The organism is Corallococcus sp. AB038B (assembly GCF_003668955.1).
GTDB classification, from domain to species: Bacteria; Myxococcota; Myxococcia; order Myxococcales; family Myxococcaceae; genus Corallococcus; species Corallococcus exiguus.
Map to the genome: position 1 here is coordinate 674,838 of NZ_RAWO01000001.1, position 11,427 is coordinate 686,264.

Below are 11,427 nucleotides of genomic sequence, written 5' to 3' on the forward strand. Positions count from 1 at the left end.
GACACAATGGAATCGGTCTGAAGGCGTTCCGGCCATTTGACCGATTCCCCAATCATCGAGAATCTAGGAGGAAGGCAGCCTCACCCACTATGGCCTTCCCCCACCCCCCACGTCGGCAGCGCGAATCCGGTCAGGCCGCGGTGGAAGCGGCGCTGTGCATGCCGCTCGTGGTGTTCATGGTGCTGGGCTCGCTGCAGCTCTTCATGCTGCTGCAGGGCCGCATCCTGGCGCAGGTGGCGGTGTACCGCGCGGTGCGCGCGGGCAGCCTCAACCACGGCAGCTGCGAGGCGATGACGCACGCGGCGCTGGTGACGATGCTGCCCACGGTGGAGCACACGCGCACGCCCGCGCAGCTGGCCAACGCCTTTGATGAACGCAAGCGCAACTACCTGCGCGTGCGCGGCTCACAGGGGACGCTCTTCACCGAGGGGCCCATGGTGGAGATCGTCCGCGAGTCGCCGGATCCCGCCTGGGTGCGCAGCCTCGCGGGCGACGAGGACCTGCTGTTCGACGTGCCCACGGACTCCAATGCGGAGATGCAGCGGCGCACGCTCGAGATCCGCATGGTGGCCTGGTACTACATGCGCATCCCGTTCGCGGACTGGGTGATGAGCCGCATGTTCCTGGCCCAGTTCCACCTCAAGAACTACACGGACGCGAACCCGCTCAACCCGGCGCAGAAGAAGTCCGACTGGTGGGCGGACACCGACGTGGAGCTGGGGCCGGATGACTGGCCCGGCGGCGACCTGGGCGAGCGGATGCTGCGCTGGAACGCGCAGGGCCACTACCTGTTCCCCATCCAGGTCCACGCGGCCATGCGGATGATGACCCCGGTGAAGGCGTCGAACTTCAATGGAGGTGCCGGATGCAGCCTGCACGGCTTCTGAAGTCCGGCGCGCGCGGCCAGGCGCTGGTGCTGTTCTCGCTGACGTTCCTCCTGTTGACGTTGATGGTGCTGCTCACGCTGGGCTTCGGCATGCGCGCCAAGGAGCGCGTCGAAATCCAGATGGCGGCGGACGCGGCGGCCTACAGCCAGGCGGTGTCCACGGCGCGCACGTTCAACGCCATCGCGGTGATGAACCGCGCCCAGATTGCCCACATGGTGGCCATGGCGGGCACGCAGTCGATGATCAGCTACGGCAGCCAGCAGTACGCCGCGCGGCAGACGTCCCCGTGCGCCATGCCCGGCAACGACTGGTCCGCCCTGGACCAGGCGGCGGCCACGCAGGTGCAGGTGCTGCAGGGGCGCGCGGGCTCCATGTTCCGCGCGGAGCTGGCCATCTACAACCATCTGGTGGGCACGCACCTGGCGAACCAGAACCTCACCCGGCTCATCGCCAAGGAGATCAACCCGGAGCTGGCCGCCCAGCCCGAGGGCGCCAACAAGTCCCTGTCGGAGGTGTCCGGCGGCGCGTCCTCCGGCTCCAGCTACGACGACCTGATGCAGCAGGAGAAGACGGGCTCGGTGCCGGCGACCTCCGGCGCGGTGATGCCCACGGGCGGAGGCCAGGGCACCGCCACGCTCAACGCCACCATGGGCAGCCTGGGCTGGACGTGGGTGCACAACCGGGGGAGCGGCAGCGCGGGCTTCGGCTCTGGCGCCGCCGCGCACAACCCGGGCTTCCATCACTACGGCAGCGCGTCCGCGATGGACTCCTCCACCTATCAGACCATCTCCGGCCGCAACTCGTGGGCGCACGACCACGGCCGCGCCGTCACCGGCGTCTGCCCGGACGGCACCCCCTACACCGCCGCGGCGACGGACGCGTGGGTGATGTCCGACGAGCGCCAGTCCCTCGAGGACCAGCACGTCTACGGCGCGAAGGCGCCGCCCGGCCAGGGCGCGGAGAACAACACCACCGTGGATGAACGCCACACCCTGGGCGCCTGCGTGGTGTGCCCCGGCATCTGGCCTTATTCCGTGGGCTTCAACGCGGGGCTCCTGCACGGCAACGCCGACGAGAACGACTACGGCCAGCCCAAGCTGTACGCCATGCTCCACCGCGACTACGCCAGCGACGCGCGCCGCGCGAAGCCGGACCCCTGGAACCTGCTGTTCACCTTCAAGTTCGCGAACCAGGAGACGGAGTTCGACAACGCCGCGCCGCTCGGGCGCATCCTGCCCACCGGCCGCGAGGACGTGCAGCGCAACCAGGTGGCCCTGGCCGCGGGGCTCGCCTACTACCACCGGCCCCGGCCGGCGGCGGTGGGCGGCGGTTGGGAGGAGCCGCCCAACTTCCTCAACCCCTTCTGGCGCGCCACGCTGGTGAGCACCGAGGGCGCTCGCGACGACAAGCCCGCGAACAGCCTGCAGCAGGCGGGCTTCTCCGAGCACGCGGAAGCGCTGCGCCGCCTGGACAACGCCGGCTACCGGGGCGGCAGCAGCACGGGAGGGAAGTACTGATGCGCGCGCGCGCTTCCACGTCGCGCCGGGGACAGGCGCTCGTCGAGACGGCCCTGGGCTCCATGGTGTTCGTCACCATCCTCCTGTTCGGCATCTACTTCGCGGAGGTGGGCGCGCTGACGCTCAAGGTGCAGGAGGCCGCCAACTTCGCGCTGTGGGAGGCCACCGGGCACGTGATGCACAACCCGCAGGCCGGCGTCTTCCAGCGCGCCAACGCGGAGGCCCTGGCGTCGTCGGAGGCCGCGGGGCGCTACCAGGACTTCGACGGCCGGGCCAGCCAGACCAGCGGCGCGATGACCTTCCAACTGGCCATCGCGCGCGCCACGCGGGTGAACGTGGACTGCGAGCCGACGCGGCCCGCGGGCAGCCCTGTGGGCATCCTGGGCACCCGCCCGGTGGACGCGGATCCAGGCTCCACGGCGCTGGGGCTGGCCATGGCCACCCAGTCCGACGGCATCTCCTGCAACGCCTCCACGACGTTGCGCGCGGAGCGGCTGGGCAACTTCATGGAGCCGGAGTTCTTCAAGGTGTCGCACCGGCTCGCCAGCGACCAGTTCCGCGTGTGCGCGGCGGGGCGCGCGTCGGGCGGGCGCTGCACCCGGCGCTTCTTCATGCTGCTGGATGACTGGGGCCTGTCCTCCGTGGCGGAGGGCCGTGAGTGCCCGCTCATGATTGACAGCGGGGGCACCTGCGGGAACGTGGACTACTACGGGTGGGCCCAGAGCGTGTACCGCGAGAACGGCGGCGGTGGGAGCGCCGGCGCCGCGCTGATGGCGGGCGTGGGCGCGGTGGGCGGCGTGAACGAGGACCAGTTCTTCATGAGCTTCCGCGGCTCGGAGAGCAACTACGAGCAGAGCATCGGTGGCTCGCACGCGGGCAACCAGACCGTCTGGGAGACCACCCCCTTCGTGGCGGACAACCTCTCCCCCACCTACCGGAACGACGGCCGGCGCAACAAATGGCTGGGAGGCGTGCCGCATTGATGCGCGCCGGGCGCGTGGCGGGAGCGGTGCTCTCGCTGCTGCTGGGGCTGTCCGCCCAGGCGGCTCCCGACGCGGGCGTTCCGGACGCGGGCGTGCAGCAGGCCGCGCCGCGCTTCGCGTGGCCCCGGCTCCAGGTCATCGCCCACGTGGAGTCCAGCGACATCGTGGAGGCGGGTGGCATCCCGGTGGCGCTGCGCGCGGTGCACGTGAAGGAGAACATCCGGGACCTGGTGCAGCGCTTCGCGGACGCGTTCCGCGACGGCGGTCTCTACGTGCCGCCCGGCAAGGAGCAGGCGCAGTACGCGAACAACGCGGCCATGCTCACCGCGTTGGATCCAAAGCGGCGCATCACCTACACCGTGGTGATGATGCCGCAGCCGGATGGCACCACCACGCTGTACCTGGGGGAGGCCAACCACGCGCTGGCGCGTCCACAGGAAGCGGCGGGGGACTTCGCGCCGCTGCCGCCGCAAGCGAACGGCGTGCTGCGCGTCAACGCGGAAGGGTCGCGCACGCTGACCTTCCAGGTGCCGCTCACGGGGCAGCAGGTCGAGGCCTTCTACGATGACGCCCTGGCGAAGGCCGGTTGGAAGCGCGGCGACGAGCCCGGCCTGTACTCGCGGCCCAGCGCGGAGCTGCGCCTCACGCATCAGCCCTCCAAGGAGGGTCAGCGCGACGTGGTGCTCATCCACCAGCAGCGCGCGCGCTGATCAGGCGCGCAGCTTCTCGCGCAGCACCTTCGCGCGGCCCTGCATGTCGGGGTCCAGGCTGGTGATCTCAATGGACTTCAGCCGCTGGTCCAGGCTCTTGGGCAGCTTCTTCTGGAGCGTGCCCGCCTCCTGGAGCGACTCCAGCTTCGCCAGCGCCTTGTCCACGATGCGCTCGCGCGGGTGGTCCAGCAGGCTGTCGAGGAAGTACGCGTCCTCGGGCAGGTCCGGATACTTCTCCAGGTAGTCCACCACGCCCTTCACCCAGTCCGCGCGCGTCTCCGACTCCTGCACCTTGCGCAGGGCGTCCTTCTGGGCCTTGCGCTTGCCTTCGGGGTCGAACGTCTTCGCGAGCCCTTCCGGCAGCTCGCCGCCGGTGAAGAGGGCGTCCGCGGCCGTCTTGTATTTCTGGTAGCTGGCGCTGCGCTCCAGCTTCTGCTGCGCCGGGTCGTCCTGGCGCGAGTGGTACTTGCTCTTGCCGCGCTGCGCGTCCAGCTCGCGGTAGGACTTGTTGCGCTTGCCGGTGAAGCCACCACCGTCGTTGTCGTCTCGGGCCATCTTCATCTCCCCTTGCGGGCGCGCCACAGCGCGACCAGTCCCCGCCGGACGAGGGTGCGCACCTGCGCCAGCTCCTCGGGAGCGAGGGGGTGCTCCTCGTCCTGCTCCGCCTCGAACAGCGCTTCCGTCACGTATTCCTGGAGGGCATCCGGCGCGGGCGGCGCATCCGGTTCCCTGTCCAGGGCCCTGGCCTCCGCAGCCGAGAGCCCCGGCGGCCAGCCCAGCTCCAGCATGGAGTGCAGCTCGAAGAGCAGGTGGCGGGCGACCCCATAACCTTCGTCCGTGAGGCCAGCGGCGTCAAGCGCACCCAGCAGGCTGTCCTGCCGGTTCTCGTAGGCATGCATCAGCCGCGTGCGAGCCTTGTCGTCGTCCTCCAGGTAACGCCAGGCGGCCTCCACGAATTCGCCGGAGGGCTCGTCCGGATGGAAGGGCGCGGGCGGCTGCAGCCGCTCCTTCTTCGGGCGCGGCGGGCGGGGGCCGTCCTCCGGCCGCACCGTCTTTCCCTCCAGCACCACGTCCCAGAGTCCCAGCAGGTTCTGGTACAGGCGGCGCGCCAGCTCCGGGTCCGGGAAGCGGGGCTCCCCGTCGAAGAGGGTGGGAATCACCTGGCCGGCATCGGCGCCTTCCGCGCGCGCCTCCTGCATGCGCTCGAGCACGTCGGCGGTGTCGCAGGGACTGCCAGCCAGCTCCAGCAGTCCGTCGAGCGTCTGTGCACCCTCGAACTGGCGGATGAAGTCGGGGGCTCGGTTCTTGGAACGGCTCATCGTGGAATGGACGGTAGGCACAAGGCGGGCATCCGCGCACGGGGCAATCACACCGGAACGGGCGTCGCTTCCGTTTCGGGCGCGGCGCCCCTACTCTGCGGCAGTCATGGCCGTGGAAACTTCGTCCGACCCCTTGAAGTCCGCGATGCAGGAGCTCTACCGCGCCCGCGCGGTGGAAGGACCGCTGGGGGAGAACGGCCTGCGCACCGTCTGGCACCTGTCTCCCCAGGGCGCGGAGCTGATGTCCCTGGTGGACGAGGACGGCCGGGTGCGCCGCCAGGAGCTGACGCTCTTGGATGAACACTGCATCTGGGCCAGCGGACAGGGCGTGCGCACCGGCCGGGTGGAAGCCGGCGAGGCGAGGCCCGTGTCCACGGAGGTGCGCGCGGACCCGGAGCTGGTGCCGCAGCGGCTGGTGCGCGCCGCGCAGGCGCTCGCCACCTACGAGGGCCAGGACCGTTACATCCTGCACATGCAGCGCGTGCTGGCGCTCGCTCGCGAGGGGTTGGAGATGTCCAGCGTCACGTCGCCAGAGCACCTGGCGGACCCGTCGGGCCGCAATCCCGGCACGCGAGAAACCGTCGCCACCCGGACCGTGACCTTCACGCCGGTGGCACCGCCTCCGCGCGAGGCCGCTCCCGCCGCCACTTCAGCAGCGCCCGCGCCGCGGGTGGCCCCGGAGCCGGAGCCCGTGGTGCTGCGGCACGGTCAGCCGCTGCCCAACGAGGTCCTGCCCCCGGTGGTGCGCAAGTCGGAGGGGCTGGTGACGGTGGCCGTCTTCGGCTTCGCCGTCGTGGTGGGGCTCGTCATGCTGTACGTGCTGATGCGGGGAAGCTGAGCCGCACGGGCGAGCGCTCGCCCATCAGGTGTGTCACGTCCGCGTCAGTGGGAACGGGGCCGGAGGTCCTGCGGCCGGTGGTGACGCGCTCCGGGCCCAGCGTGGTGTGCAGCGGGTGCGCGTCCAGCACCAGCAGGACGGCCACCGCGGCGGTGAGCACCAGGCCGCCCACCCACTCCAGCGCGCGGGTCCGCCGGGCCTCCGCCGCGCGGTACGTCATCAGCCAGGCGCAGCCCAGCACCAGCAGGCAGGAGAAGCAGCTCCAGCGCACCGTGCGCAGTTGGGCCGCCTGCGCCATGCCCTCCGCCATCAGGTCCGGGCGGAGCGCGCCGGGGGCCCGAGACAGCCGGGACAGCAGCGTGAAGAGATGGTGCGCCTCCAGCGTGCCCACCACCGCCATGCCCGCCAGCGCCGCGGACACCAGGCTGCCCAGCAGCAGGCTGCGGCGCGTGTTGTCGTGGACCACGCGCGCCGTGTTGTAGCGCGCCATGCCCAGCGCCACCGACAGCGCGCCCAGCAGCACCGCGCTCGTCCAAGCGCCCAGCAGCCGGGGCGCCATCGCCTTGCCCAGGCCCGCCGTCAACGCGATGCCCGCGTCCGTGGCGGACACCATCGGCAGCGCCACCTGCATCCGCTCCAGCGCCACCTCCGTGCCCAGCAGCCCCAGCGTCCACGGCACCGTCGCCATGCCCACCATCACCGCCAGCGGCACCGTGCGGCCCATCAGCGTGGAGCCCGTCGCCAGCATGAGCAGGGGCACCTCCACCACCAGCGTCAGCACCAGCAGCGCCGCGAAGGGCCCCGCGGAGCTCACCACGCTCACCAGGCCGGCGGGACTGCCCAGGAGCACCGGCAGCGTGCTCCCCAGCACGCACACCGTGGTGGGGACGGCCAACGCCACGACGAACGGCCCGGGCGCGACGTGAGGTCTGACTGGAACAAGCATTTCCAGTGAGAATAGGGGGCCTGTGATTCCTTGTAATTCAGACGGGGGGACGGCCCACGAGCCAGTACACGACAGAGCAGGCGGCGCCGGCCACGGGGGCCAGCACGATGCTCCAGAGAAGTGTCTGGCCGCAGTCCGCGCCTTCGCAGCCGATGCGCCCGTAGGCGAGCACGCCACCGGTGAGCATGGGCAGGTGCATGCCCGCGATGAACAGGCCCAATCCGCGCAGCACGAGCCCCCGGTACCAGGGACGCGTCCACAGCCGGAAGACGAGCGGGACGAGCACCAGCGTGCCGGTGAACGCGGCAGCCAGCGCGAAGTGCCGGGCGGCCACCGCGACGCACGCGCCCGCGGCCAGCAGCAGGGCGGGCACCAGCAGGAGCGCGTTGAGCGACAGCGGCTCTCGTTCGCGGGGCGGCGTCTGGGGCATGGGCCAGGGCGGAAGGCTCGCAGGGCGTGCCCGGTCGCGCAAGGTCAGCGATGGCGTGGAGCGAATGGGCACGGGACCCATGAACACCCCTTTGGAAGCGAAGGCCATGGCCCCGCGGGGCGGCGTTCAGGCGGCGACGGCGCCTTCGCCCAACAGGCGCGCATAGCGGCCTCGCAGCGCGAGCAACTGCTCGTGCGTACCGGCCTCCACCACCTGGCCGCCCTCCACCACGGCGATGAGGTCCGCGTCGCGCACGGTGCTGAGCCGGTGCGCGATGACCAGCACCGTGCGGCCCTTCATCAGCGCCTGGAGCCCCGCGCCCACCGCCGCCTCGCTGGTGGCGTCCAGGGCGCTCGTGGGCTCATCCAGCAGCAGCAGTGACGGGCGGCGAAGGAACGCGCGCGCCAGGGCCAGCCGCTGCCGTTGTCCGCCGGACAGGCGGCTGCCCCGCTCGCCCACGGGCTCATCCAGGCCGCCGGGCAGCGCCCGCACGAAGTCCTCCGCGTGCGCCAGCCGCAGCGCTTCCCACAGCGCGTCGTCCGGCGCGTCCGGCTGGCCCAGGCGCAGGTTGTGGCGCACGGTGCCGGAGAAGAGCACCGGCTCCTGCGGCACCCACGCCAGCTGCGCGCGCACGCTGGACGCCTTGAGCGAGGACAGCGGCACGCCGTCCCACTTCACTTCACCGCCGCTCGGCGACAGGAAGCCCAGCAGCACGGAGAACAACGTCGTCTTGCCCGCGCCGGACGGGCCCACCAGCGCCACGCGCGCGCCCGCGGGAATCGTCAGGTCCACGCCCTTCAGGGCCTCGCGACCATCCGAGTAGGTGGCGCGCACGCCGGACAGCTCCAGGGCGCGCGACAGGGGAGGAGCCTCCGCGCCCATGTCCGGCGGCACCGGCGAGTCCGCGAGCGAGAACAGGCGCTCCGCCGCGGCCAGCCCCGTGAGCACCTGGGACAGCGTGCCGCTCAGAGACTTCACCGGCTGGTAGAGCAGCAGCGCCGCCGCCATGAAGGACAGGAGGCGCCCGGCCAGCGTCGGATCCATGGACACCGCGCGAGCGCCCCACGCCACCGCCACCGCCACGCCGACGATGCCCAACAGCTCCACCGTGGGGCTGAAGGCGCCGCGGATGAAGAGCGAGCGGCGCATCTCCGTGAGGTAGGCCTCGGCCTCCGCGTCGAAGGACTCCAGCGCGCGGGGCACCGTGCCGTACGCCTGCACCACGGGGAGGTTCTGCAGCTGCTCGGCGGTGATGGCGCTGAGCGCGCCCAGGTTGGCCTGCGAGCGGGTGGCCACCTTCTTGAGCGACCGCGCGAAGCGGCTCACCGGCACCACCGTCACGGGCACGACGACGAACGTGAAGAGAAAGAGTTTCGCGTCGATGAGGAAGCAGGTCGCCAGCAGTGCGCAAATCTGCAGCCCATCCCTTACGTACGATGACAACGCCTGGGTGACGGAGAACTCCACCAGGGGTACGTCCGAGGTGAACCGGGAGACAAGTTCGCCAGAGTGGCGCTGCTCGAAGAACGCCGGCGGCTGGGCGAGCAGGCGGCCATAGAGGAAGCCCCTCAGGTCGGCCATCACCCGCTGGCCCAACCGCTGCATCAGGCCCCCCTGAAGGAACTGGGCGGTGGCCTTCACCAGCGCCACCGCGACGACCAGCAGGGGCAGCCGGGACAGCAGGGCCTCCGGCGCCAGGGTCATCCCCGCGACGGTGACGGGGGCGCCGGTGAGGACGGCGCGCAGCAGGGGCCCGACGATCCACGCGTACGCGGCGGTGGCGGCCGCGGCGGTGAGCGAGGCGAGCGTGCCCGCGAGAAGCAACCGGCGGTACGGGCTCAGGTAGCCCAGGAGCCGGCGATAGACGTGCGCGGAGGGACGGGGAGCCACGGGAGGGGGCGCACTCTGTCACCGAGGCGACGGTGCCGTCCAAGTGAAAGGGAAGTGGGAAGCGCGCGTGCATGGCCGCCCGCCCCACGGCCGGTCAGGGAGCGCTCGCGCCCGCCTGCGTTGCCGCATCCCACACACGCGGACAGCTTGAGATGCGCCATGGAAACCAACACTGAGAAAGAAGTCCTGTTCAATCCCGGCTGCGAGTCGGTCGTGGATGACGAAGAGCGCCGCCGTCTGCTCTGGCTGATGGCCGAGTACTTCCGGACCATTGGTTACTCGGACATCAAAGCCCGGCTCCCTGGCTTCATGCCGCCGCCCGTGCTCTCCGGAACCATCGAGGACCACCGGCCGGACTTCACCTGTCGCCAGTCCGACTCCGCCCGCACACCCATCATCCTGGAGATCGTCACCCCGGGCATGGTGGATGATCCGACGGCGGAGAACCGCTGGAGCCTGCTGGCGAGCGCCGCGAAGCTCTACAACGCGGAGCTGCACTTCGTGGTCCCCAAGTGGTCCGTGAACGGCCCCGTGGATCCGGCCCTCAAGCGCCGGCTCGCCCGCATGGAGCTGACGGTCAACCGCGTCTGGACCGTGTAGCGCGCAAACCCCTGCTTCCCACAGGGTTGGACTCCGGCCTGGATTGCTGGCGTGTTTCGCTGCGTTATAGTGACTCCGATTCTCTACGCAGCTTGAAAACGCCAGCAAATTCCAGGGGTTCGATTCAATGGCAGGGGCCGCAGGGCAGAAGCGCGACTACTACGAGGTCCTCGGCGTCCAGAAGAGCGTTACGGCGCAGGACCTGAAAAGCGCGTTCCGGAAGGTCGCGTTGCAGTACCACCCGGACCGCAACCCCGGGAACCACGAGGCCGAGGAGAAGTTCAAGGAAGCCTCGGAGGCCTACGAGGTCCTGAGCGATCCAGACAGGCGCACGAAGTACGACCGTTTCGGACACGCGGGCAATCCCTTCGGGGACGCGGGCGGCGGCTTCCAGGGCGTCAACATCAACGACATCTTCGGAGAGATTTTCGGCGACATCTTCGGGGGTGGCGGCGGGCGTGGCCGGCAGCGTCAGAGCCGGGGCGCGGACCTGCGCTACAACCTGGAGATCAGCTTCGAGGAGGCGGCGTTCGGCTGCCGCCCGAAGGTGACCATCCCGCGTCCGAAGAAGTGCGAGACCTGCTCCGGCTCCGGCAGCAAGAGCGGCGCGGCGCCCCGGCAGTGCGCGGCGTGCGGCGGCAGCGGAGAGCTGCGCTACTCGCAGGGCTTCTTCGCGGTGTCCCGTCCGTGCGGTGACTGCGGCGGTTCCGGCGCCACCATTCCGGATCCGTGCGCGAAGTGCCGGGGCTCCGGAAAGACGCCGTCGGAAGAGGTCATCGAGGTCGCCATCCCGGGCGGCGTGGACAACGGCACGCGCGTGCGGTTGTCCGGCATGGGTGAGCCGGGAGACCGGGGCGCGCCCCCGGGCGACCTGTACGTGACGGTCATCGTGCGCGAGCACCCGCTTTTCCAGCGCGAGGAGTACGAGGTCTTCTGCGAGGTGCCGGTGTCCTTCACGCAGGCGGCGCTGGGCGCGAAGATCGACGTGCCCACGCTGGACGGCAAGGTGAAGATGACCATTCCGCAGGGGACCCAGTCCGGCAAGGTCTTCCGACTGCGCGGCAAGGGCATCCCGCATCTGCACAGCCAGCAGCGCGGGGATCAGCACGTGCGCGTCATCATCGAAACGCCCACGGAGCTGTCCTCCAAGCAGCGCGAGCTGCTGGAGCGCTTCGCGGAGGTGTCCGGCGAGGAGACCCATCCCCAGTCGAAGACCTTCTTCGACAAGGTGAAGGAACTCTTCGGCTAGGTGGCCAAGCGTGCGGCCGGAGCCACGCGGTGGCGTGGCTCCGGGGCCGCACGAAGCG

Annotated in this window: 12 protein-coding genes; 7 read left to right on the forward strand and 5 right to left on the reverse strand. The window is 70.7% G+C overall.

Annotated elements, in window-relative coordinates:
* Positions 1 to 89: 89 nt before the first annotated feature.
* The 4 genes from D7Y04_RS02865 to D7Y04_RS02880 are packed head-to-tail and all read left to right on the forward strand — an operon-like array spanning position 90 to position 4,097.
* Complete coding sequence (locus D7Y04_RS02865) at positions 90 to 887, forward strand: TadE/TadG family type IV pilus assembly protein (RefSeq protein WP_120593906.1); 798 nt, start codon at positions 90 to 92, stop codon at positions 885 to 887.
* Positions 866 to 2,404, forward strand: a complete 1,539-nt coding sequence (locus tag D7Y04_RS02870) for a pilus assembly protein TadG-related protein (protein WP_120593907.1) — start codon at positions 866 to 868, stop codon at positions 2,402 to 2,404. Before D7Y04_RS02865 ends, D7Y04_RS02870 begins: the two co-directional genes overlap by 22 nt.
* Positions 2,404 to 3,387, forward strand: a complete 984-nt coding sequence (locus tag D7Y04_RS02875) for a hypothetical protein (protein WP_121758229.1) — start codon at positions 2,404 to 2,406, stop codon at positions 3,385 to 3,387. The genes D7Y04_RS02870 and D7Y04_RS02875 overlap by 1 nt, the downstream gene beginning before the upstream one ends.
* Positions 3,387 to 4,097 (forward strand): hypothetical protein, encoded by a 711-nt coding sequence (locus tag D7Y04_RS02880; protein ID WP_121758230.1) that lies wholly within the window; start codon positions 3,387 to 3,389, stop codon positions 4,095 to 4,097. Before D7Y04_RS02875 ends, D7Y04_RS02880 begins: the two co-directional genes overlap by 1 nt.
* On the opposite strand, the gene D7Y04_RS02885 is transcribed toward D7Y04_RS02880, so the two are convergent.
* Entirely contained in the window at positions 4,098 to 4,652 is a 555-nt protein-coding gene (locus D7Y04_RS02885; RefSeq protein ID WP_171806685.1) for a hypothetical protein, read from the reverse strand.
* Between the two features lie 2 nt (positions 4,653 to 4,654).
* Positions 4,655 to 5,416 carry a hypothetical protein gene (locus D7Y04_RS02890; protein ID WP_121758231.1) on the reverse strand — a complete coding sequence of 254 codons (762 nt, stop codon included), beginning with the start codon at positions 5,414 to 5,416 and terminating at the stop codon, positions 4,655 to 4,657.
* A 106-nt stretch (positions 5,417 to 5,522) separates the two neighbouring features.
* On the opposite strand from D7Y04_RS02890, the gene D7Y04_RS02895 reads away from it, so the two are divergent.
* On the forward strand, positions 5,523 to 6,254 hold the full coding sequence (locus D7Y04_RS02895; protein WP_121758232.1) for a hypothetical protein: 732 nt from the start codon (positions 5,523 to 5,525) through the stop codon (positions 6,252 to 6,254).
* Here D7Y04_RS02895 and D7Y04_RS02900 read toward each other — a convergent pair.
* The 3 genes from D7Y04_RS02900 to D7Y04_RS02910 form a co-directional block, all read right to left on the reverse strand.
* On the reverse strand, positions 6,223 to 7,155 hold the full coding sequence (locus tag D7Y04_RS02900; RefSeq protein ID WP_147454431.1) for a hypothetical protein: 933 nt from the start codon (positions 7,153 to 7,155) through the stop codon (positions 6,223 to 6,225). The two genes, D7Y04_RS02895 and D7Y04_RS02900, sit on opposite strands and share 32 nt — an antisense overlap.
* Positions 7,156 to 7,237: 82 nt before the next feature.
* A complete protein-coding gene (locus tag D7Y04_RS02905; protein WP_233601251.1) occupies positions 7,238 to 7,711 on the reverse strand; it encodes a hypothetical protein in 474 nt (157 codons plus the stop codon).
* Between the two features lie 45 nt (positions 7,712 to 7,756).
* Positions 7,757 to 9,520 carry an ABC transporter ATP-binding protein gene (locus D7Y04_RS02910; protein WP_121758233.1) on the reverse strand — a complete coding sequence of 588 codons (1,764 nt, stop codon included), beginning with the start codon at positions 9,518 to 9,520 and terminating at the stop codon, positions 7,757 to 7,759.
* Positions 9,521 to 9,679: 159 nt separating this feature from the next.
* On the opposite strand from D7Y04_RS02910, the gene D7Y04_RS02915 reads away from it, so the two are divergent.
* Entirely contained in the window at positions 9,680 to 10,120 is a 441-nt protein-coding gene (locus D7Y04_RS02915; RefSeq protein WP_120593914.1) for a hypothetical protein, read from the forward strand.
* A 127-nt stretch (positions 10,121 to 10,247) separates the two neighbouring features.
* On the forward strand, positions 10,248 to 11,369 hold the full coding sequence (dnaJ, locus tag D7Y04_RS02920) for a molecular chaperone DnaJ (RefSeq protein ID WP_120593915.1): 1,122 nt from the start codon (positions 10,248 to 10,250) through the stop codon (positions 11,367 to 11,369).
* The last annotated feature ends 58 nt before the right edge of the window (positions 11,370 to 11,427 follow it).